This window comes from Actinacidiphila alni, assembly GCF_900112845.1.
Lineage (GTDB): Bacteria > Actinomycetota > Actinomycetes > Streptomycetales > Streptomycetaceae > Actinacidiphila > Actinacidiphila alni.
In genome coordinates, this window is sequence record NZ_FONG01000001.1 from 121,981 (window position 1) to 143,949 (window position 21,969).

The window sequence follows — 21,969 nt, forward strand, 5'->3', positions numbered from 1 at the left end:
GGGGTCACTTGACGGCGCCGGCGGTGAGCCCGGCCACCAAGTAACGCTGCAGGAGCAGGAATCCGGCGACCACCGGCACGCTCACCACGAGCGAGGCGGCCATGACCTGGTTCCAGTACACGTCGTTCTGGCTGGCGTAGCCGCGCAGACCCACGGCGAGCGTGCGGGTGGAGTCGTTGGTCATGACGGACGCGAAGAGCACTTCGCCCCACGCCGTCATGAAGGCGTAGACGCACACCGCGACGATGCCGGGGATGGCGGCCGGCACCACGACCCGGAACAGCGCGCCGAACGGGCCGCAGCCGTCCACCTTCGCGGCCTCGTCGAGGTCGCGCGGAATGGAGTCGAAGTACCCGACCAGCATCCAGATGGAGAAGGGCAGGGAGAAGGTGAGGTAGGTGATGATCAGGCCGAGCCGGCTGCCGTAGAGCTGGATGCCCGTGCTGTTGCCGATGTTGACGAAGATCAGGAACAGCGGCAGCAGGAACAGGATGCCGGGGAACATCTGCGTGGACAGCACCGTCACGGTGAAGAACTGGCGGCCGGGGAAGCGGTACCGGCTCACGCCGTACGCCGCGAAGATCGCGATGATCACCGAGAAGAGCGTGGCGCTCACCGAGACGATCAGCGAGTTCATGAAGTAGTGCCCCAGCGGCACGGTCTTCCAGATGTCCACGTACGGCCGGAAGGTGATCCCGTTGGGGAGCCACTGGAAGGAGCCCTGGACGTCCTGGAGCTTCTTCAGCGACGAGCTGAGCATCACGTACACGGGGGTGAGCACGAACAGCAGCAGCAGGGTCAGGAAGATCCGGCGGGTCCACAGGAAGGACTTCGGGGAGGCCATCGGCGACGGCTGAACGGGGATCCTAGGCATCGACGTCCCGCTTCCGTGTGAACAGCAGGTAGAACGCGGTCACCACGAGCAGGAAGAGCAGCAGGAGCACGGACATCGCCGAGCCCGAGCCGAAGTTCCAGGTGATGAACGACGACTGGTAGATGTGGATGGAGATCAGGTCGGCCGAGTGCGGCGCGGAGTTGCCGAACAGCACGAACGGCGTGTTGAAGTCGTTGAACGTCCACAGGAACAGCACCAGGACCAGCACCTGGTTGACCGGCCGCAGCGACGGCAGGGTGATCTTGCGGATCTGCTGCCAGATGCCCGCTCCGTCCATCGCCGCGGCCTCGTACAGCTCGCGCGGGATGTTCTGCAGGCCGGCCATCAGGCACAGGAACGCGAACGGCCAGGACTTCCACACCGAGACGATGACGAGCGCCCAGAAGCTGTTGTCACCGATCAGCCAGAACGGCTTGTTGGACGTGACGTGCAACTGGTCGTGCAGCACGTGGTTCACCAGGCCGGTGTCCTGCTGGAACATGAACGCCCAGGTGATGACGGCCGCGTAGACCGGCAGCGCGTACGGCACCAGGAAGATCGCGCGCAGGACCGCCCGGCCGCGGAAGGCGTCCTGCATGAGGATCGCCGCCGCGGTGCCGATCAGCCAGGAGAAGCCGACCGACAGCAGGGTGAACAGGACGGTCACCCAGAACGAGTGCAGCAGCGCCTCGCCCACCGGCTGGTTGAACTTGACCGCCATGCGGTAGTTGTCCAGGCCGGTCCAGGGCGCGCTGCCCCAGTCGCGGATGAAGAACTGGGTGAGACCTTTGAAGCTGATCACGATGCCGACGATCATCGGCACCAGGTGGATCAGCAGTTCGAGGATGAGAGCGGGGAACAGCATCAGATACGGCACGCCGACGCGGCGCAGCCGATCGGGAACACGCGGCCGGAGCCGGCCCCTTCCGACGGACTTGCCGTCGGAGGGGCCGGCCTCGGGGGCGCTCCGAGGAGGGGCGGTGGCAGTCATGGAGCCGATCCTTAGGAAGCGGGCATCTGCTGCTGCGCCTTGGACAGCGCGGCCTTGACGGAGTCGGTGGTCACGTCCTTGCCGGCCGCGGCGTCCGCGAACAGGTCCTTGACCGCGGTGCCGACCAGGGTCTCGAACTGCGCCTCGTTGGGCACCTGCGGCAGCGGGGCGGCCGAGCTGCCCAGCACGCTCGCCAGCGTCTTCAGGTCCGGGGTCTGGAACGCCGGGTCGCTCTGCGCGGCCTTGACCGGCGGCAGCGAACCGTACGTGGAGTTGAGGGTCTTCTGCTCGGCGTCGCTGGTCATGAAGTTGACGAACTTCAGGGCGCCGTCGATGTTCTTGGAGTTCTTGAAGACCGCCAGGTTGATGCCGGCCACCATCGAGGTGACACCGGCGTCACCGGTCGCGCCCGCCTGCTGGGTCGGGACCGGGACCACGCCGTACTGGTCCGGGTTCATGCCGTGCGACTTGATGGAGGTGGCGGCGGACTGCCACATCATCATCGCGGCCTTGCCGGTGGCGAAGTCGGTGATGGTCTGGTTCTGCGCGTACTCCGCGTTGCCCTTGGCGGCGATCTTGTCCTTGGCGATGAAGTCGACGTACTGCTTCACCGCGGCGACGTTGTTCGGGGTGTCGAAGGTCGCCTTGCCGGACGCGTCGAACCAGTCCGAGCCCCGCTGCTTGGCCAGCACGAAGGCGTGGTGGATGTTCTCGGAACCGTTGCCGCCCTCGACCGCCAGACCGTAGTGGCCGCCGGTGGTCAGCTTCTTGCCGTCCGCGACCAGCTCGTCCCAGGTCTTGGGCGGGTTGGCTATGCCCGCGTCGGCGAACATCTTCTTGTTGTAGTACAGCCCGTACGCCATCGAGTACAGCGGCACCGCGGCCGGGTCCTTGCCGGCCGCGCCGGCGGCGGCGATCGAGGCGGGCGCGAACTTGTCCTTGCCGCCGATCTTGGCGAACGTCGCGTCGTCGAAGGGCAGCAGGGCGCCGGTGGCCTGGAGGGAGGCCGACCACGTGTTGCCGATGTTCAGCACGTCGGGGCCCTGGCCGGACGTGGCCGCGGCCAGGATCCGGTTGAGGAGGTCCGACCACGGGATGACCTCCAGCTTGACCTTGATGCCGGTCTGCTGGGTGAACTTGGCCAGTTCGGGGGTGAGCACCTGCTTGTCGTTGTCGAGGCTGGTGCCCTGGTTGCTCGCCCAGTACGTCAGCGTGCCGCCGCTGGAGGACTTGCCCTTGCTGCCGCTGCTGCCGTTGTCGTCGTCCCCGCCGCCACAGGCGGAGAGGGTGAGACCGAGCGCGGCCACGAGGGCAGTGGCCGCGAGGAGTCTGCTGGAGGTGCTGGAGGTGCGCATAACGGTTCCCTCTCAGAGGTGGGTCCACTTCAGGAAGTGAACAGCGCCTGTGCCTTAATTCAGGCCGTGATTTAACTTGTGAGAAAAGGTGGCGTCAAGACCCTGTGCAGCGATAGATTCACGCCGGACGAGCCGGGAGGGCGACAAAGTGGCTGAACGCGGCAAGCGAACAGTGCGTGACCTGCGGCGCGGCAACCGTGCATCGCTTCTGCGTCATTTGTATTTCGAGGGACCCCTCAGCCGTCAGGAGCTGGGCCGGGACACCGGCCTGAGCGCCGGGTCGATCAGCAACGTCGTCGGCGAGCTGATCGCCGACGGCATGGTCGAGGAGGCGGGCGCCGTCGAGTCCGACGGCGGCCGGCCGCGCATCCTGCTCCAGGTCTCCGCGGGGTACGGGTACGTGGTGGGCGTGGACGTCGGCGAAACCCGGGTCAGGGTCGAGCTGTTCGACCTCGCGCTGACCGAACGGGCCTCCGCCGACCTGCCGTTGTCCGACAGCGGCCACGACGTCGACCACGTCGTACGGCTCGCCCTCGAAGGCATCGAGTCGGTGGTCCGCGAGGCCGGGATCGACGACAGCGAGGTGCTCGGCGTCGGCATCGGCGTGCCCGGCATCGTCGAACAGGGCGACACCGCGCCCGGCGAGGGCGACGGCGTCGTGGTGCACGGCCAGACCATCGGCTGGGACGCCGTGCCGTTCGGCCGGCTGCTGCGGGCCGGCACCGCGCTCCCGCTGCACATTGACAACGGTGCCAAGACCCTCGGCCAGGCCGAGATGTGGTTCGGCGGCGGACGCGGCTCGGGCAATGTCGTGATCGCGCTGCTCGGCTCCGGCGTCGGCGCCGCCGTGGTCGCCGACGGTCAGCCGTACCGCGGCGCCAGCAGCAGCGCGGGGGAGTGGGGCCACACCACCCTGCGGGTCGGCGGGCGCACCTGCCGCTGCGGCTCGCGCGGCTGCCTGGAGGCGTACGTCGGCGCCGAGGCGCTGCTCGGCCGCTGGCCCGGCGCGCCCGAGGGGGTCAGCGAGGAGACGGGCCTGGCCGCGCTGATCGCCGCCGCCGACCACGACCCGGAGGCCGGGGCGCTGCTCGCCGAGGCCGCCGAGTACCTGGGCGCCGGGATCGCCGACCTGATCAATCTCTTCAACCCGCAGCGCATCGTCATCGGCGGCTGGGCCGGCCTGCTGCTCGGCCCCCGGCTGCTGCCCACCGTCCGGGAGGTCGCCGCCGCCTACTCGCTGCGCCAGCCCTGCGAACAGACCTCGATCGAGCTGGGCAGGCTCGGCGCCGACGCGGTCACCGTGGGCGCCGCCACCCTCCCGCTGGCCCGCTTCCTCGAAACCGGCGGCGAGCGCCCCGTACGGCTGCCGGCGCAGGCCGACGGCCAGGACGGTACGGGACCGGGCCCGGGGCAGGCCGGCGGGCCGGGACACGGCGGCCCGGATCCGGTGCGGAACCGAATCGCGCGGGCGGTACGTTGACAGGACGGTCCGGCAGGACGGCACCGGTCGGACGACAGGTCCGGTGACCGGCCCGTCCGATGGGTACCGTTCTCACGTATTTCCCGCACGTTCCCGCGCACGGAGCGTGCCCCGCACGTCCTAGGAGTCCGCAGTGACCCTCCAGCAGGAGATCGTCGGCAACGCCATGCAGATGGCGGTCTGCTCCCTCAACCCCGGCCAGACGGTGTACTGCGAGGCCGGGAAGTTCCTCTTCAAGACCGCCAATGTGTCGATGGAGACCCGGCTCGGCGGGCCCGGCGCCCGGCAGGGCGGCGGCTCCGGCGGTCCCGGGGGAGGCGGCGGCAGTGGCGGCATGGGCGGCATGCTGCGGCAGGCCATGGGCACCGCGATGCAGGTCGGCCAGCGCGCCCTGGCCGGCGAGTCACTGGCCTTCCAGTACTTCACCGCCTCCGGCGGCGAGGGCACCGTCGGCTTCGCCGGTGTGCTGCCCGGCGAGATGCGGGCGCTGGAGCTGAACGGCTCGCGCGCCTGGTTCGCCGAGAAGGACGCCTTCGTGGCGGCCGAGTCCACCGTGCAGTTCGGCATCGCCTTCGCGGGCGGACGGCAGGGCATGAGCGGCGGCGAGGGCTTCATCCTGGAGAAGTTCACCGGCCACGGCACGGTGATCATCGCGGGCGCGGGCAACTTCATCGACCTCAACCCCGCCGACTTCGGCGGCCGGATCGAGGTCGACACCGGCTGCATCGTCGCCTTCGAGGAAGGCATCCAGTACGGCGTCCAGCGGATCGGCGGCCTCAACCGCCAGGGCATCATGAACGCCGTGTTCGGCGGCGAGGGCCTGTCCCTGGCCACCCTGGAGGGCAACGGGCGGGTGATCCTCCAGTCCATGACCATCGAGGGCCTGGCCAACGCGCTCAAGAAGGCGCAGGGCGGCGACAAGCAGGGCCCGACCGGCGGGATGTTCTCCACGCACGCCGGCTGAGCCCGCACCGCAGGGGGCCCGGCCTCGGTCCTCTCAGACGCCCCACTCCGCGCGGGTCGCCGCGAAGACCTCGTGGAAGCCGGGGAAGGTCTTCTTCACGCACCCCGGGTCGTCCAGGACCGTGCCCGGCGTGCGCAGCGCGGCGACGGAGAAGCTCATCGCGATGCGGTGGTCGCCGTGGCAGGCGATGGTCGCGGGCGCCGGGGTCCCGGGCCGGATCTCGATCCAGTCCCGGCCGGTGGCCACCTCGACGCCCTGGCGGCGCAGATTGTCCGCGCACGCCTCCAGCCGGTCGCACTCCTTGATCCGGGTGTTGTAGACGTCCTCGATCCGCACCGGGCCGTCCGCGAACGGGGCGATGGCCGCCAGCGTCGGCATCGTGTCCGAAATGTCGCGCATGTTGACGGTGAGTCCGGACAGCCGGCCCGTGCCGGTGACCGTCGTGGCGTCCGTACCGATCTCGACGTCGGCGCCCATCCGCCGCAGCACCTCCACGAAGGCCAGGTCGCCCTGGAGGGCGTCCGCGCCGAGGCCCTCCACGGTCGCGCCGCGGCCGCTGAGCGCGGCGGCGGCGAAGAAGTAGCTCGCCGTGGAGGCGTCCGGCTCCACCGGGTAGTCGGTGGCGCGGTAGCCGCCCGGCGGCACCACGAAGGTGTCGCCCTCGCGGGCGACCTCGACACCGAAGCGCCGCATCATCGCCAGGGTGATCTCCACATAGGGCGCCGACACCAGATCCGTGACGCGGATCCGCAGGCCCTCGGCCATCAGCGGCCCGGCCAGCAGCAGCGCGGTCAGGAACTGCGAGGACAGCCCCGCGTCCAGCTCGATCGCCCCGCCCTTGAGGCCGCCCGCGACCACGGTCAGCGGCAGATGGCCCTCCGCCTCCTCGTGCGTCAGGTCCACCCCGAGCGAGCGCAGCGCGCCGGTCAGCGGCGCCACCGGCCGGCGCCGCATCTGCGCGGAGGCGTCGAAGCGGTACGTGCCGTGGCCCGCGGCGGCCAGCGCGGGCAGGAAGCGGGCGGCGGTGGCCGCGTCACGGCAGTAGACGTCCGCCTCCGGCACCGCGGGCCCGGCCGGGCGGCCGGTGATCCGCCACACGTCCGGCTCGCGCTCGACCCGGTACCCGAGCCGGACCAGCCCCTCCGCGAAGCCGTCGGTGTCGTCCGACAGCAGCGGACGGCGCAGCGCACTCGTACCGTCCGCCGCGGCGGCGAGGAAGAGGGCGCGGGCGGTCACCGACTTGGAGCCGGGGACGGCGACGACTGACACGGGGTGCCTCCTGGCAGGTCACACGGAACGCGGGGCGCGGGCTTGGGCGCCGCCGCGAGTCTAGGGCGTACGCCTCGCCCTTGTCGGAGCCGTCCGACTGCCGGGCGCGCGCCCCGCTCCGGTGTCCGCCCGGCGGACCGTCAGAAGGTCACCGGCAGCTTGTGCACCCCGCGGATCAGCAGGCCGGGGCGCCAGGTGAGGGCCGTGGGCGCCGCGGCCAGCGCCAGGTCCGGGCAGCGCTCCAGCAGCGTACGCACCGCGATCCGGCCCTCAAGCCGGGCCAGCGGGGCGCCCAGGCAGTAGTGGATGCCGTGGCCGAACGCCAGGTGCCCCTGCGTCCTGCGGCGGATGTCGAACGTGTCCGGCTCCGGGAAACGGTCCGGGTCGCGGTCGCCCGAGGCCAGCGCGATCAGTACGGGCTCGCCGGCCGTGATCCGCGCCCCGCCGATCTCCAGCGTCTCGCCGGCGAACCGCCAGGTCGCCGTCTCGACCGGCCCGTCGTAGCGCAGCATCTCCTCGACCGCGCCGTCCAGCAGCCCGGGATCGGCGCGCAGCGCGGCCAGTTGACCGGGGTGCCGGAGCAGCGCCAGCATCCCGTTGGAGATCAGATTGACCGTCGTCTCATGGCCCGCGACCAGCAGTAGGAAGGCCATGCCGACCAGCTCCTCGGGCGAGAGCCGGTCGTCGTCCTCGTCCCGGGTGCGGATCAGCGCGCTGAGCAGGTCGTCGCGCGGCGCGGTGCAGCGCTTGTCCTCGATCAGCTCCACGAGATACGACGTCATCGCGGTGACGGCCGCGGCCTCCGCGTCGGGTCCGGTCGGCCCGACGATCTCGTTGGACCAGCCGCGGAACGCCTCGCGGTCCAGGTCGGGTACGCCGAGCAGTTCGCAGATGACGGTCATCGGCAGCGGGAAGGCCAGCGCGTCGACCAGATCGGCGGCGCCGTGCGGCAGCATCGCGTCGATCAGCCCATCGGTGATCGCCTGCACCCGCGGGCGCAGCGCCTCCACCCGGCGCGGGGTGAACTCCCGCGCCACCAGCTTGCGCAGCCGGGTGTGCCGCGGCGGATCGGAGTCGAGCATGTGACTGGCGAAGCCCGCCAGTTCCGCGCCGTCCGGCATCACCGACAGCCAGTTCTTGCTGAGCCGGGGGTCGGCGAGCGCCGCGCGGGCCTCCTCGTAGCCGACGACCAGCCACATCTCGCCGGTCTCCGGCGTACGGACCCGGTGCACGGGCCCGCGCTCGCGCAGCCGCGCGTAGACGGGATACGGGTCGGCGGTGAAGTCCTCGCCCGCCGCGTGCAGATCGACCGTTCCGATGAAGCTCACACATCCCCCTCCGGGTCCGCGTCCCCCACGGGCCAGCTTAACCGGACGGGGCCTCCGGTCACGCGGTGTCGGCCAGCCGTTCCAGGAGGTCGGTGAGGCGCTTGGTGACCGTCTCGCGGTCGCCCGAGGTCAGGGCCGAGCCCATGCCGACGGCGGCGGCGCCCGCCGCGACCCAGTCCGGCGCGGCGGCCACGGTGATGCCGCCGCAGGGCAGCAGCGCCGCCTGCGGCATGATCGCCCGCACATCGGTGACCCAGGCGGTGGTGAAGGACGTCGCCGGGTAGAGGGTGAGCGCGTCGGCGCCCCATTCCATCGCGCGCACCACCTCGCCGGGCGTGGCGACCCCGGGGAAGACCGGGACGCCGTAGCGGTGGCCGGTGCGCAGCACGTCCTCGTCCAGGCTCGGCGAGAGCAGGAAGCGGGCGCCCGCCTCGATCGCCATCCGCGCCGACACCGCGTCCAGCACGGTGCCCGCGCCGATCACCGCGTCGTCGCCCACCTCGCGGACCAGCGTCGTCACCGCCTCCAGGGCGAACGGCGTGGTGAGCGAGATCTCCAGCGTGGTCAGGCCCGCCGAGAGCAGTGTGTCGGCGGTCGCGGCGGCCTGGTCGTAGCTCTCGCTGCGGATGGTGGCGAACACCCGCTGGGCCAGTGCGGCCCGCGTGATCTCCCAGCGGTACACGGCGGATCGCCGTCCTTCCTCGGGGCCTGCGACTGCGGCAGGGCCGCTGCGGTGCGGGCGGTGGCGGGCCGTGCGCCGGGGCGGTGCACGCGATCAGCACGCTACCGGCACGCGCCGGCGGATTCGGGGGCGGAGGAGGGAGCTGTCACCGCAACGTGACATGAGAGGAGCATGAGACCGCTGCGGTACGGTGCGCGCATCATGCGCCAGCGCACCACCGTCACCGCCGCCGCTCTCGCCGCCCTGTTCGCGGTCTGCTGCCTCCCCGCGGCCCCCGCGTCCGCGGCCACCGGCACCTTCGCGTACACCTTCCGGGCCCCGCGGGGCGTCCTGACCAGCGTCCTCACCGACCCGCCGAGCGGGATCTGCCTCCCGCTGCCCGAGGTGCTCGGGCCGCACGCCCTCGGGCCCGCCTACGCGCCGCACAACGACACCGGGGCGCCGGCCCGGGTGTTCACCGGGCCGGACTGCACCGGGGGTTACGCCACGCTGCGCCCGCACGGGCGCCGGGCGCCGGTCCAAGTGCTGCTGCGGTCCGTGCTGTTCACGCCGCGAGCGGGGCGACGGACGGCTCCCTGTCGAGGGTGATGCCGAAGTGCGTGCGGTAGGCCGGAAGGACCTCCGCCTCGGACAGGTGGTGTTCCTCGCGGCCCGCGGCCGTCGTCCGTACGAGTGAACGTCCCGAGAGGCTGACGCGGCCGTCCTCGGTGAGGCGGGAGCAGATCAGGGACGTGCGGAAGTGGGACGTCGGCGAGGTCCGCTGCCACCAGCAGGTGGCCTCGAAGTCGCCGAGCTGCCGCGGGCGTTGCTCCAGCCGGTACTGCGGCACCCCGCCCCTGGACACCACCAGGTCGCCGTCCGGGGTCTCCTCGACCCGGAAGGTCCCGCCGGGGTCCCGCTGCTCGCCGCGCTCGTCGTAGCGCAGCGGGAAGTGGCTGTGGCGCCCGAACCCGACGTCGGCGAGCCAGCGTTCGCCGTCCGCGGTCCGCACCCGCAGCGCCAGATGGTCGTACGGAGGCCCCGGCCGGCCGTCCTCGCCGATCACCCGGGCGGCGAGCAGCTCCACGCTGTAGCCGAGCGACCGCAGCAGCGCGCCGAAGGCACCGTTCAACTCGTAGCAGAATCCGCCCCGTCGGGCCCCGACGATCTTCTCGTACAGCGCTTCCTCGGTGAGCACGATGTCCTGCCCGAGGTGGATCGAGAGATTCTCGAACGGCACCGTCATCTGGTGCCCCAGGTGCAGGGCGCGCAGCGACGCGGCATCGGCTGCGGCGGGCCGCTCGACCCCGGTGCGCGCGAGATAGGCATCGGCCTGCGAGAAGTCCATGCCCCCTTTATACGGCGACACCCGCCCACCTAGAGCCGCGGGCGGGTGTGCGGGGCCGGGCGGGCGCCGTCGTACGCCGTGCGCGCCTCCCGGGTGGCGGGGTGGGTGGAGACCTCGGCGACCGGGACGTCCCACCATGCCTCGGCGGGCGGCCCCGGGCGGTCGGGGTCGGTGACGACGTGGACGGCGGTCGGCCGCGGGGACTCGCGGGCGGCGGTCAGGGCCGCCCGCAGCTCCTTGGCGGTGGTGGCGGTGAAGACCTCAAGGCCGAGGCTGGCGGCGTTGGCCGCGAGATCGACCGGCAGCGGCTCGCCGGTGAAGGAGCCGTCCGGCGCGCGGAAGCGGTAGGCGGTGCCGAAGCGTTCGGCGCCGACCTGTTGCGACAGGCCGCCGATGGAGGCGTATCCGTGGTTCTGGACGATCACCACATTGATCGGGATGCCCTCCTGGACCGCCGTGACCACCTCGGTCGGCAGCATCAGATACGTGCCGTCGCCGACGAGCGCGAACACCTCGCGGTCGGGGGCCGCGAGCCTCACGCCGATCGCGGCGGGGATCTCGTATCCCATGCAGGAGAAGCCGTATTCGACGTGGTACTGCTCCACGTCCCGGGAGCGCCACAGCTTGTGCAGGTCGCCCGGCATCGACCCGGCGGCGTTGACCACCACGTCCCGGTCGTGCAGCACGGCGTCCAGCGCGCCGATCACCTCGCTCTGCGAGGGCGGCCCGTCGCCGGAGCCGTCGCCGAAGGCCGCGTCCGTGACGGCCCGCCACCCGGCAGTGTCGTACGCGGCGGGCGGTGCCTGATGCCCCGTCAATTCCGCGGCCAGCGCGGTGAGTCCGGCCCGCGCGTCCCCGACGAGGGCGAGGCCCGCCATCTTGTGGCCGTCGAAGGAGGCCGCGTTGAGGCTGACGAAACGGGCGTCCGGTGCGAACAGCGAGCCGGACGCGGTGGTGAAGTCCGTCCAGCGGGTGCCGACCCCGAGCACCACATCGGCGGCCCGCGCCGCCGCGTCGGCGGGCGCGCTGCCGGTGTGGCCGATGCCGCCGAGCGCCAGCGGATGGTCCCAGGGCAGCGAACCCTTTCCTGCCTGTGTCTCCGCGACCGGGATGCCCGTCGCCGTCGCCAACTCCGCGAGCGCGGGCGCCGCTTCGGAGATCCGCACCCCGCCGCCCGCCACGATCAACGGGTGCCGCGCGCCGCGCAGCAGCGCCGCCGCCTCGGCCAGGGCGGCCGCGTCCGGCACCGGCCGCCGTACGTGCCAGACGCGTTCACGGAACAGCTCGTCCGGCCAGTCGTACGCCTCGGCCTGCACGTCCTGCGGCAGCGCCAGCGTCACCGCGCCGGTCGCCACCGGATCGGTCAGCACCCGCATCGCCTGGAGCAGCGAGGCGGGCAGCATCTCCGGTCGCCAGATCCGGTCGAAGTAGCGGGAGACGGGCCGCAGCGCGTCGTTGACGGTGACGTCGTACGCCCACGGCACTTCGAGCTGCTGGAGCACCGGGTCGGCCGGGCGGGTGGCGAAGACGTCGCCGGGGAGCAGCAGCACCGGCACCCGGTTGACCGTCGCCAGCGCCGCGCCGGTCACCAGATTGGTGGCGCCCGGGCCGATGGAGGTCGTGCACGCCATCGTCGAAAGGCCGTGCCGCGTACGGGCGTAGCCGACCGCCGCGTGCACCATCGCCTGCTCGTTGCGCCCCTGGTGGTACGGCATCGCCCCGGGGCCGGCCTCCACCAGCGCCTGGCCGACGCCCGCCACATTGCCGTGCCCGAAGATGCCCCACATCCCGGCGACCGCGCGGTGCCGCACCCCGTCGCGTTCGGTGAACTGGACGGACAGGAAGCGGACAAGGGCCTGCGCGACGGTGAGCCGGGTGCTCATGCGGTGCCTTCCTGGGGCGGCGGCCCGTACAACGGCAGCCGGGGATCGGGGAGTTGGTCCGCCCAGGACGTGCGCACCCAGGCGTGCGCCGGGTCGTCACTGATCAGCCAGGCCCGTTCGGGGCCGGGACCCGCCATCACGTTCAGGTAGTACATGTCGTAGCCGGGCACGGCCATGCTCGGGCCGTGCCAGCCGTCGGGGATCAACACCGCGTCCCCGGTGCGGACTTCGGCCAGCACATCGGTCGCCCCGGCGGGGGAGGGATAGACGCGCTGGTAGCCCAGGGCGGCCGGGCCGCCGCCGAACTCGTAGTAGTAGATCTCCTCAAGGACCGACTCGTGCGGGCCCGCCTCGTCGTGCTTGTGCGGCGGGAAGGAGGACCAGTTGCCGCCGGGGGTCAGCACCTCCACCGCGATCAGACGGTCGCAGCCGAAGGCGTCCGCCGCCGCGAAGTTGTTGACCTGGCGGGTCGCGCCGCCGGCCCCGCGCACCTCCACCGGCACCGCGGACGCCGGGCCGTGGCGCGCCGCCAGCCGCCGTTCGCAGCGCGCGCCCGCCAGCGCGAGGCGGCAGCCGCCGGGGCTGCGCAGCACCGCCCGCGCGTCCCGCGGCACATACGCGAAGTCGCTGACCCCGTCGAAGACCGAGGCGCGCCCGCGCAGCGGGAAGACGGCCCGCTCCCCGGCGCCGTCCAGCACCTCCACCGTGGCCGCGCCCGCCAGCGGCAGCACGATCCATTCGCTCTCCCCGGCCGCGAACCGCCGCTCCCCGCCGGGCTCCAGCGTCAGCACCCGCAGCGACGAGTACGCCCACCCGGCGGTCTCCGGCTCCACCCACAGGTCGTACCCGTCCCTGGCGGTGCTGCCCGCGGCCAGATGCGTCACGCTTCCTCCTCGACTCCCGTGCCCGTGCCCGTGCCTGCGCCCGCGGCGGCTGTCGCGTTCGGCGCGGCGAGCATCGCGTCGATCTCGGCGCGGGTCGGCATCGCGTCCGCGCAGGCGAGGCGGGCGGCGACCAGGGCGCCCGCCGCGTTGGCGGCGCGCAGGGTGTCCGGGAGCGGCGCGCCCGACAGCAGACCGGCACACAGCGCGCCGCCGAAGGCGTCGCCCGCGCCGAGGCCGTTGACGGCCTTGACCGGGACGGGCGGGACGACGTGCTGCTCGCGGGCGGTCCGGCCGAGCACGCCGGCCGGGCCTTGCTTGACGATCGCGGTGCGCACGCCGTGCCGCAGCAGCAGGCCGGCCGCGGTCTCCGGATCGCGGCTGCCGGTCGCGACTTCGGCCTCGGCGATATTGCCGACGGCCACCGAGGCGTACGACAGCGCGCGGGCGTAGAGGTCCGGTGCCTCGGCGGCGTCCGCCCAGAAGCCGGGCCGCCAGTCGAGGTCGAACCAGACCTCGCCGCCCTCGCGGGCCTCCAGCGCGGCGAAGACGGTGGAGCGGGTGGGTTCCACGGCCAGCGCGGAACCGGTGATCCACAGGGCCCGCGCGGCGCGCACCGCCGCCCGGTCGAGCCGGTCAGGCGTCAGGCACTGGTCGGGTGCGACCGGCCGCCGGTAGAAGTAGATCGGGAAGTCGTCGGGCGGGAACAGCTCGCAGAAGACGACGGGGGTCTGCACCCCGGGCACCGTGGTGACCAGCGCGTCGTCCACGCCGAAGTCCCGCAGCGCGCCCCGTACGTAGCCGCCGAAGGGATCGTCGCCGACCCCGCTCAGCAGCGCCGTCCGCAGCCCCAGCCGGGCCCCGGCGACCGCCACATTGCTCGCCGTCCCGCCCAGCGACTTGGCGAAGCTCCGCACGTCCGCCAGGCCCACTCCGCTCTGCTCCGGGTACAGATCGACCCCGACCCGGCCGACGGTGATCACGTCGTACGCGGCGCTCATCGCGCGGCTCCCGATGTGCGCTCCGGCCGCGGTGCGTGACCGGTCACGCGTCGGCCAGCCAGCGCAGCGAGGTGCGGACGTCGGCCAACGGGCCCTGGTCCGGTGGGGGTTCCTCGGTGAGGACGGTGTCCTGCTCCATGACGTACCAGCCGGTGTAACCGGCCGCTTCGAGGTCGGTGACCAGGGCGCGCAGATCGAGGCCGCCGTGGCCGAGGGGGCGGTAGAGGCCGTCCTTGACGGCGGCGGTGTACGTGGTGCGGCCGTCGCGGACGGCGGCGGCCGTGTCCGGGTCGACGTCCTTGAGGTGGACGTGGCCCACGCGGCCGGCCGCGCGGTGCGCGAGGGCGACCGGGTCGGTGCCGCCGATGAGGAGGTGGCCGGTGTCGAGGCACAGGCCGATGCCGCTGCCGTCGAGCACCCGGTCCACCTCGGCGGGGCCCTCCACGACGGTGCCGACATGCGGGTGCAGCGTGGCGGTGACGCCCAGCGACGCGGCGAGGGCGGCGGCCTCGTCGAGCCGCGACAGCAGCAGGTGCCACCCCTCGGGGGAGACCGCGGGCCGCTCGTCGTAGCCGTCGAGGCCGGTCGCGGCGGCCAGCACGAGGGTGCGGGCGCCCGCCGCGGTGAAACGGTCGAGCGCGGCCCTGATGCCGGGCAGCGGGTCGTGCTCCGCGTCGTGCAGCACCGCCGGGACGAAACCGCCGACGGCGGTCACGCCGTGCGCGGCCAGCAGCGGCCCCGGCAGAAAGCCGTCGGGCCCGAACTCGCTGGCGCCGATGCCGAGCCCGGCCATCTCCGCCAGCACCCGCTCGGGCGTCAACTGATGCCCCCAGCCGGGCACTTCGCACACCCCCCAGGAAATCGGCGCCCCGGCGATCCGCTCGGCCCTCATTCCCTCACCGTCCCCGCCCGCCGCGCGGCGAGTCGCTGCCGCCTCATGCCACCACCCCGCTCACATCGTCCTCATGTACCCGCATGCCCACCTCGTCCACCGCCACCGGGCGGTGTTCGCGGCGCGAGATCTCGCACGCCTCGGCGACCAGGAGGGCGCGCAGCGCCTCATGACCCTCGCAGGGATTGGGGTCGGTGCCGCGGACGACGCGCAGGAAGGCGGCGAGTTCGGCGCGGTAGGCGGGGGCGAAGCGGTCGAGGAAGCCCGGCCAGGGGGCGGCGGTGGCCGGCGGCGCGCCCGGTTCGACGGAGCGCAGCGGCGCGCGCGGGCCGGTGCCGACCGCGATCTGGTCGTCGGACCCGGCCAACTCCATCCGGACGTCGTAGCCCGCGCCGTTGTAGCGCGTCGCGGTCGCCGTCGCGAGCAGACCGCCCTCCAGGGTGAGCAGCGCCGCCGCGGTGTCCGCGTCGCCCGCCGCCCGGAAGAAGTCCGCGCCGCCGTTCGCCCCCGCCGCGTACACCTCGGTGATCTCCCGGCCGGTGACCCAGCGCAGCATGTCGAAGTCGTGGATCAGGCAGTCCCGGTACAGCCCGCCGGACTGCGGTACGTACGCGGCCGGCGGCGGCGCAGGATCGGAGGTCACCGCCCGCACGGTGTGCAGCCGGCCGAGCCGCCCGGACCGTACCGCCTCGCGCGCCGCGCCGTAACCGGCGTCGAAGCGCCGCTGGAAACCGATCTGCAGCACACCGCCCGCCGCCCGGACCGTACGCAGCGCCGCCACCGTACCGGAGAGGTCGAGCGCGACCGGCTTCTCGCAGAAGGCGGGGACGCCGGCGCGCGCGGCCCGGGTGATCAGCGCGGCGTGCGCGGCGGTCGCCGAGGCGATGACCACGGCGTCCGGCGCCGCCTCGAAGAGCGCGTCCACCGAGAGCGCGGCCCGCCCGCCGACCGCCGTCGCGACCTGCCGGGCCCGCAGCGGATCGGAGTCGGCGACCGTCAGCTCGCCGACATCGGGATGCGCGGCCAGCGTGGCGGCGTGGAAGGAGCCGATCCGCCCGGCGCCGATGAGTCCGATCCGCATAGCTGCTCTGCCCCTTCGCAAGAGGGAGACGTGCGCGCTGTCCCAACCTCCCGCGCCGTCCGCCCGCTGTCAACGCTTTGTCCGGACATAAGGACTTCCGGTGATCTTGACCTGTCGATACGCTCCCTACGTGCCCCAGCGCGAGCCTCCGCACGCACCCGGTCCCGGTTCCGATCACGTACCCGACAACGGATCCGTGACCGGACCCAAACAGGCGCCGGGGCCGCGCGCCGATGACCGCCCGCCGCCGCGCCACCGCGATCTGCGGCTCGCCGTCGACCGCGCCAGCCCCGTACCGCTGTACTTCCAGCTCGCCCGGCAGCTCGAAGCCGCCATCGAGAGCGGCACCCTCGCCCCCGGCAGCCTGCTCGGCAACGAGATCGAACTCGCCGCCCGGCTCGGCCTGTCCCGCCCCACCGTCCGGCAGGCCATCCAGTCGCTGGTCGACAAGGGTCTGCTGGTGCGCCGCCGCGGGGTCGGCACCCAGGTGGTGCACAGCCATGTCGCGCGCCCGCTGGAATTGAGCAGCCTGTACGACGATCTGCTCGCCGCCGGGCAGCACCCCAGCACCCGGGTACTGCAGAACGCCCGCGGACCCGCCCCCGCGGCCGTCGCCGCCGCACTCGGGCTGCCGGAGTCCTGCCAGGTCGCCGTCGTGCACCGGCTGCGTCTGACGCACGGCGAGCCGATGGCGTACCTGTGCAACTACCTGCCCTGCGACCTGCTGGAGCCGGCCACCCCCGAGCTGGAGGCCACCGGCCTGTACGCGCTGATGCGGCACCACGGCATCACTCTGCACAGCGCCGAGCAGACCGTCGGCGCCCGCGCCGCCACCGCCGAGGAGAGCCGGCTGCTCGCGGAACCGGCCGGCGCGGCGCTGCTGACGATGCAGCGCACCACGTACGACGACCGGGGCCGCGCGATCGAATTCGGCTCCCACCTCTACCGGGCCTCCCGCTACACCTTCGAATTCCGGCTGCTGGTGCGCGCCTGAGACCGGGCCAACCTCCCGGCCCGCTCGCGGTCCGACCGCCCCTGAGCCGCGGCCGGCCCCGGCCCGACCGCGCCTGACCGGCGGGTTCCGCGCGCACCGCACGACCCGCCGCACCGCCCCGGCGGCCATAGCGCCGTACCCCTTGACGGATACTTGGCCCGCCGGGATGGTCGCTCGCAGCACTCTCACCCCGGCAGTCACACACGCAGTAGCGGCGAACCGCAGGGAAAGGCAGGGCCTCGTGGCGATGGCAAGGGCAGGAACACGAGTGGTGGGCGCGGTCCTGGTGGCGGTGCTCGGCGCGGCCTGCCTGGCCGGGTGCAGCAGCACCGGCGGCAAGCGGGCCGAGGACCGGGCCAAGCGCGCGGCGAAGGCCAACAGCTCCGCCGTGAACACCCCGCACTGGACCTTCGCGATGGTCACCCACTCGGGAGCGGGCGACACCTTCTGGGACATCGTGCAGAGCGGCGCCAAGCAGGCCGCCGACAAGGACAACATCAAATTCCTCTACTCCAACAGCGACCAGGCCAACGAGCAGTCGCAGCTGGTGCAGGCCGCCATCGACCAGCACGTGGACGGCCTGGTCGTCACCCTCGCCAAGCCCGACGCGATGAAGGCCGTGGTCCTCAAGGCCGAGAAGGCCGGCATCCCGGTCATCACCATCAACTCCGGCTCGCAGGAGTCCAAGGAGTTCGGCACCCTCGGCCACATCGGCCAGGACGAGACCATCGCCGGCCGCGCGGTCGGCGACGAGCTGAACAAGCGCGGCAAGAAGCACGCCCTGTGCGTCCTGCACGAACAGGGCAATGTCGGCCACGAGCAGCGCTGCGCCGGCGCCAAGGCCACCTTCTCCGGGAAGATGGACAATCTGTACGTCGACGGCACCAACATGCCCGATGTGCTCTCCGCCATCCAGGCCAAGCTCCAGGCCGACAAGAGCATCGACTCCGTCGTCACCCTCGGCGCGCCCTTCGCCGCCACCGCCGTCAAGGCCGCCGACCAGGCGGGCTCCTCCGCCGAGGTCGACACCTTCGACCTCAACGCGCAGGTCGCCTCCTCGCTCAAGGCCGGCACCCTCGGCTTCGCCGTCGACCAGCAGCCCTATCTCCAGGGCTACGAGGCGATCGACCTGCTGTGGCTCTACCGCTACAACGCCAACACCCTCGGCGGCGGCCAGCCGGTACTGACCGGACCGCAGATCGTCACCAAGGACGACGCGGACGCGCTGCTGGCGTACACCAAGCGAGGCACCCGTTGAGCACACCGGACCTTCTCGTGAGCCCGGTGGACGACGAGCGGCTGGCGCCGAGATCGGTGGTGCGGCGGCTGCTCGCCCGCCCCGAGCTGGGCTCTGCCGTCGGCGCCGTGGCCGTCTTCGTCTTCTTCTCGATCGTCGCCGACTCCTTCCTGCGCGCCTCCAGCCTCGGCACGGTGCTCTACGCGTCCTCGACGATCGGCATCATGGCCGTGCCCGTCGCGCTGCTGATGATCGGCGGCGAATTCGACCTGTCGGCCGGTGTGCTGGTGACCAGCTCCGCGCTGGTCTCCTCGATGTTCAGCTACCAGATGACCGCCAACGTCTGGGTCGGCGTCGGCGTCTCGCTGCTGGTCACGCTCGCCATCGGCGCCTTCAACGGGATCCTGCTGGTGCGCACCAAGCTGCCCAGCTTCATCATCACGCTGGGCACCTTCCTGATGCTCACCGGCCTGAATCTGGGCTTCACCAAGCTGATCAGCGGCACCGTCTCCACCAAGTCGATCTCCGACATGGAGGGCTTCCCGACCGCCCAGGACCTGTTCGCCTCGCACTGGACGATCGGCTCGGTCGACCTCCAGGTGACCATCGCCTGGTGGCTCGGCCTGGTCGTGGTCGCCACCTGGGTGCTGCTGCGCACCCGCGCGGGCAACTGGATCTTCGCCGCCGGCGGCAACGCGGACGCGGCCCGCGCGGTCGGCGTCCCCGTCGCCCGTACCAAGATCGGCCTGTACATGGCGGTCGCCTTCTGCGCCTGGATCTCCGGGCAGCACCTGCTGTTCTCCTTCGACGTGGTGCAGTCCGGCGAGGGCGTCGGCAACGAATTCCTCTACATCATCGCGGCCGTCATCGGCGGCTGCCTGATGACCGGCGGATACGGCAGCGCCATCGGCTCGGCGGTCGGCGCGTTCATCTTCGGCATGACCAACAAGGGCATCGTCTACGCCCAGTGGAATCCGGACTGGTTCAAGTTCTTCCTCGGCGCGATGCTGCTGCTCGCGACGCTGCTGAACGCCTGGGTCCGCAAGCGGGCGGAGGCCGCGGCATGAACGACCTCACCAAGGACACCCCGGCCCCCGCGCCCGCCCCGGCCGGCACCCCGCTGGTCGAGCTGACCGGCGTCTCCAAGTCGTACGGGAACGTCCGGGCGCTGCGCGAGGTCTCCCTCGAAGTGCACGCCGGGGAGATCACCTGCGTCCTCGGCGACAACGGCGCCGGCAAGTCCACCCTCATCAAGATCATCGCCGGGCTGCACCCGCACGACGCGGGCACGTACACCATCGAGGGCGAGCAGGTGCGGCACACCTCGCCGCGCGAGGCCCTGGACCGCGGTATCGCCACCGTCTACCAGGATCTCGCGGTCGTCCCGCTGATGCCGGTCTGGCGGAATTTCTTCCTCGGCTCGGAGCCCACCAAGGGCCGCGGCCCGCTGCGCAGGCTCGACGTGGCCGCCATGCGCGGCACCACCCACCAGGCGCTGCTGCGGATGGGCATCGACCTGCGCGACGTCGACCAGCCGATCGGCACCCTGTCCGGCGGCGAGCGGCAGTGCGTGGCCATCGCCCGCGCCGTGCACTTCGGCGCGAAGGTGCTGGTACTGGACGAGCCGACCGCGGCGCTCGGCGTCAAGCAGTCCGGTGTGGTGCTGAAATACGTGGCCGCCGCCCGCGACGCCGGGCTCGGCGTGGTGCTGATCACGCACAATCCGCACCACGCGTATCTGGTGGGCGACCGCTTCATTCTGCTCAAGCGCGGCACCATGTCGGGCAGCCACCTGAAGAAGGACATTACGCTGGACGAGCTGACCCGCGAGATGGCCGGGGGCAGCGAGCTGGACGAGCTGACCCACGAACTGATGCGCCGGACGACCACCGCGCCACCGGCGACCGACCCGGAGAACCCCGCTTGAGTGCCAATCGTGAACGTGTGTACCGCGGCGGCGCCGCCAGGGCGACGGTGCTCCAGACCGTCGGCCGCCGCGAGAGGCGCTCGCACCTGACCGCGCCCCGCGTGCCCACCGTCGGTATCGACATCGGCGGCACCAAGGTGATGGCCGGCGTGGTCGACGCGGACGGCAACATCCTGGAGAAGCTGCGCACCGAGACGCCGGACAAGTCCAAGAGCCCCAAGGTCGTCGAGGACACCATCGTCGAGCTGGTCCTCGACCTGTCGGAGCGGCACGACGTGCACGCGGTCGGCATCGGCGCCGCGGGCTGGGTGGACGCCGACCGCTCCCGGGTGCTGTTCGCGCCGCACCTGTCCTGGCGGGACGAACCGCTGCGCGACCGGCTGGCAGAGCGGCTGCTGGTCCCCGTCATGGTCGACAACGACGCGAACACCGCGGCCTGGGCCGAGTGGCGCTTCGGCGCGGGCCGCGGCGAGGCCGACCTGGTGATGATCACCCTCGGCACCGGCATCGGCGGCGCCATCCTGGAGGGCGGCCAGGTCAAGCGGGGCCGCTACGGCGTCGCGGGTGAATTCGGCCATATGCAGGTCGTGCAGGGCGGCCACCGCTGCGCCTGCGGCAACCGCGGCTGCTGGGAGCAGTACAGCTCGGGGAACGCACTGGTCAGGGAGGCGCGGGAGATGGCCGCCGCGGACTCGCCGGTCGCCTACGGGATCATCGACCGGGTCGGCGGCGCCATCGGCGAGATCACCGGCCCGCTGATCACCGAGCTGGCCCGCGAGGGCGACGCGATGTGCGTCGAGCTGTTCCAGGACATCGGCCAGTGGCTGGGCGTCGGCATCGCCAATCTCGCCGCCGCCCTCGACCCGTCCTGCTTCGTCATCGGCGGCGGCGTCAGCGCCGCGGACGACCTGCTGATCGCCCCGGCCAGGGACGCCTTCCGGCGCAATCTCACCGGCCGCGGCTACCGGCCCGAGGCCAGGATCGCCAAGGCCGAGCTGGGTCCGGAGGCCGGCATGGTCGGCGCCGCCGACCTGGCCCGGCTGGTCGCCCGCCGCTTCCGCCGCGCCACCCGCCGCCGCGTCGAGCGGTACGAGCGCTACGGCCGGGTCTACGGGCGGCAGGGGGCCCAGTCGTGACGGCCACGCCGCCCGACCAGCACACCGGCACCGGACAGGAAGGCCACGACGGTCAGGACGAGGAGGGGAGCGTCGGCGGGGCGTCCGCCGACGGGCGGCCCGACCCGTACCACCGCGAGCCCAGGAGCGCGCCGCGCTGGGTGCGCTGGACCGTCGTCCCGCTGCTCGTCCTGGTGCCACTGGTGTACGCGCTGATCTCCGCCGAGCAGAGCCGCGGCAGCGGCGAGGCCAAGCAGAAGCAGGCCGCGATCAGCCACCTCACGATGGCCGAGCCGACCGCGCTCCAGCAGCGGATCTACCAGGTGCCGTTCCCCGACGGCGCCAAGTCGCCCGGCTACCTGGAGACCAATTCCTGGGACACCAGCGTGCTGTACGCCCAGTTCACCACCACCTCGGGCGGCCTCGACACCTTCCTGGCCAAGATCGGCACCAGCCGGTACGCGCTGCGCTCCGGCACCAAGGCGCTGACCGGCGAGCAGACCGAAACGGCCGGCTGGATCTTCAAGCCCGGCCGGGACCTGAAGGGCGTCGCCCGCCACCAGGTCGGCGACAAGCCGGACCACGACATCGTGGTGGACCTGACCAGGCCCGACCTGCCCATCGTGTACGTCGCCTCCACGGTGAACTTCCAGCACGGCTTCGGCGGCGGAGGCTGACCGCCGGTCCC

The 21,969-nt window shown here is 72.4% G+C and carries 21 protein-coding genes; 9 read left to right on the forward strand and 12 right to left on the reverse strand.

What is annotated here, in order from left to right; genetic code table 11:
• Positions 1-4: 4 nt before the first annotated feature.
• Genes BM076_RS00470 through BM076_RS00480 form a run of 3 tightly spaced genes read right to left on the reverse strand, consistent with a single transcriptional unit; the run spans position 5 to position 3,220 of the window.
• Positions 5-844, reverse strand: a complete 840-nt coding sequence (locus tag BM076_RS00470) for a carbohydrate ABC transporter permease (RefSeq protein ID WP_093711277.1) — start codon at positions 842-844, stop codon at positions 5-7.
• A 22-nt stretch (positions 845-866) separates the two neighbouring features.
• Positions 867-1,865 carry a carbohydrate ABC transporter permease gene (locus tag BM076_RS00475; protein WP_093711278.1) on the reverse strand — a complete coding sequence of 333 codons (999 nt, stop codon included), beginning with the start codon at positions 1,863-1,865 and terminating at the stop codon, positions 867-869.
• Positions 1,866-1,876: 11 nt separating this feature from the next.
• The gene (locus tag BM076_RS00480) at positions 1,877-3,220 is read right to left on the reverse strand and encodes an extracellular solute-binding protein (protein WP_093711279.1); all 1,344 of its coding nucleotides are present in this window, start codon (positions 3,218-3,220) and stop codon (positions 1,877-1,879) included.
• A gap of 148 nt (positions 3,221-3,368) precedes the next feature.
• Between BM076_RS00480 and BM076_RS00485 the strand changes: the two genes are divergently transcribed.
• Positions 3,369-4,700: an ROK family transcriptional regulator gene (locus BM076_RS00485; protein WP_093711280.1), complete on the forward strand. Its 1,332-nt coding sequence runs from the start codon at positions 3,369-3,371 to the stop codon at positions 4,698-4,700.
• A gap of 133 nt (positions 4,701-4,833) precedes the next feature.
• Positions 4,834-5,664 carry an AIM24 family protein gene (locus BM076_RS00490; RefSeq protein ID WP_093711281.1) on the forward strand — a complete coding sequence of 277 codons (831 nt, stop codon included), beginning with the start codon at positions 4,834-4,836 and terminating at the stop codon, positions 5,662-5,664.
• A 33-nt stretch (positions 5,665-5,697) separates the two neighbouring features.
• On the opposite strand, the gene aroA is transcribed toward BM076_RS00490, so the two are convergent.
• The 3 genes from aroA to BM076_RS00505 form a co-directional block, all read right to left on the reverse strand.
• Positions 5,698-6,933: a 3-phosphoshikimate 1-carboxyvinyltransferase gene (gene aroA / locus BM076_RS00495; protein WP_093711282.1), complete on the reverse strand. Its 1,236-nt coding sequence runs from the start codon at positions 6,931-6,933 to the stop codon at positions 5,698-5,700.
• Positions 6,934-7,073: 140 nt separating this feature from the next.
• A complete protein-coding gene (locus BM076_RS00500; RefSeq protein ID WP_177246295.1) occupies positions 7,074-8,252 on the reverse strand; it encodes a cytochrome P450 family protein in 1,179 nt (392 codons plus the stop codon).
• 67 nt (positions 8,253-8,319) lie between these two features.
• Positions 8,320-8,943 (reverse strand): bifunctional 4-hydroxy-2-oxoglutarate aldolase/2-dehydro-3-deoxy-phosphogluconate aldolase, encoded by a 624-nt coding sequence (locus tag BM076_RS00505; RefSeq protein WP_093711283.1) that lies wholly within the window; start codon positions 8,941-8,943, stop codon positions 8,320-8,322.
• Positions 8,944-9,144: 201 nt separating this feature from the next.
• On the opposite strand from BM076_RS00505, the gene BM076_RS00510 reads away from it, so the two are divergent.
• The gene (locus tag BM076_RS00510) at positions 9,145-9,531 is read left to right on the forward strand and encodes a hypothetical protein (RefSeq protein WP_093711698.1); all 387 of its coding nucleotides are present in this window, start codon (positions 9,145-9,147) and stop codon (positions 9,529-9,531) included.
• Here the strand turns inward: BM076_RS00510 and BM076_RS00515 are convergent.
• The 6 genes from BM076_RS00515 to BM076_RS00540 are packed head-to-tail and all read right to left on the reverse strand — an operon-like array spanning position 9,488 to position 16,008.
• Positions 9,488-10,270, reverse strand: a complete 783-nt coding sequence (locus BM076_RS00515; protein ID WP_093711284.1) for an arylamine N-acetyltransferase family protein — start codon at positions 10,268-10,270, stop codon at positions 9,488-9,490. The two genes, BM076_RS00510 and BM076_RS00515, sit on opposite strands and share 44 nt — an antisense overlap.
• Before the next feature lie 29 nt (positions 10,271-10,299).
• Positions 10,300-12,153, reverse strand: a complete 1,854-nt coding sequence (iolD, locus tag BM076_RS00520; protein ID WP_093711285.1) for a 3D-(3,5/4)-trihydroxycyclohexane-1,2-dione acylhydrolase (decyclizing) — start codon at positions 12,151-12,153, stop codon at positions 10,300-10,302.
• Positions 12,150-13,037, reverse strand: a complete 888-nt coding sequence (gene iolB, locus BM076_RS00525; RefSeq protein WP_093711286.1) for a 5-deoxy-glucuronate isomerase — start codon at positions 13,035-13,037, stop codon at positions 12,150-12,152. The genes iolD and iolB overlap by 4 nt, the downstream gene beginning before the upstream one ends.
• Positions 13,034-14,035: a 5-dehydro-2-deoxygluconokinase gene (iolC, locus tag BM076_RS00530; RefSeq protein WP_093711287.1), complete on the reverse strand. Its 1,002-nt coding sequence runs from the start codon at positions 14,033-14,035 to the stop codon at positions 13,034-13,036. The genes iolB and iolC overlap by 4 nt, the downstream gene beginning before the upstream one ends.
• A 43-nt stretch (positions 14,036-14,078) precedes the next feature.
• Entirely contained in the window at positions 14,079-14,927 is an 849-nt protein-coding gene (locus BM076_RS00535) for a TIM barrel protein (protein WP_093711288.1), read from the reverse strand.
• A gap of 43 nt (positions 14,928-14,970) precedes the next feature.
• Entirely contained in the window at positions 14,971-16,008 is a 1,038-nt protein-coding gene (locus BM076_RS00540) for a Gfo/Idh/MocA family protein (protein WP_093711289.1), read from the reverse strand.
• Positions 16,009-16,270: 262 nt separating this feature from the next.
• Here BM076_RS00540 and BM076_RS00545 point away from each other — a divergent pair, with 262 nt between their 5' ends.
• The 6 genes from BM076_RS00545 (at position 16,271) to BM076_RS00570 (ending at position 21,958) form a co-directional block, all read left to right on the forward strand.
• Positions 16,271-17,002 (forward strand): GntR family transcriptional regulator, encoded by a 732-nt coding sequence (locus BM076_RS00545; RefSeq protein ID WP_093711699.1) that lies wholly within the window; start codon positions 16,271-16,273, stop codon positions 17,000-17,002.
• Positions 17,003-17,249: 247 nt separating this feature from the next.
• On the forward strand, positions 17,250-18,260 hold the full coding sequence (locus BM076_RS00550) for a sugar ABC transporter substrate-binding protein (RefSeq protein ID WP_456151204.1): 1,011 nt from the start codon (positions 17,250-17,252) through the stop codon (positions 18,258-18,260).
• The gene (locus BM076_RS00555) at positions 18,257-19,306 is read left to right on the forward strand and encodes an ABC transporter permease (RefSeq protein ID WP_407640599.1); all 1,050 of its coding nucleotides are present in this window, start codon (positions 18,257-18,259) and stop codon (positions 19,304-19,306) included. The genes BM076_RS00550 and BM076_RS00555 overlap by 4 nt, the downstream gene beginning before the upstream one ends.
• A complete protein-coding gene (locus BM076_RS00560) occupies positions 19,303-20,166 on the forward strand; it encodes an ATP-binding cassette domain-containing protein (RefSeq protein ID WP_093711291.1) in 864 nt (287 codons plus the stop codon). The genes BM076_RS00555 and BM076_RS00560 overlap by 4 nt, the downstream gene beginning before the upstream one ends.
• Entirely contained in the window at positions 20,163-21,302 is a 1,140-nt protein-coding gene (locus BM076_RS00565; RefSeq protein ID WP_093711292.1) for an ROK family glucokinase, read from the forward strand. The genes BM076_RS00560 and BM076_RS00565 overlap by 4 nt, the downstream gene beginning before the upstream one ends.
• Positions 21,299-21,958 (forward strand): hypothetical protein, encoded by a 660-nt coding sequence (locus BM076_RS00570; protein ID WP_245795617.1) that lies wholly within the window; start codon positions 21,299-21,301, stop codon positions 21,956-21,958. Before BM076_RS00565 ends, BM076_RS00570 begins: the two co-directional genes overlap by 4 nt.
• The last annotated feature ends 11 nt before the right edge of the window (positions 21,959-21,969 follow it).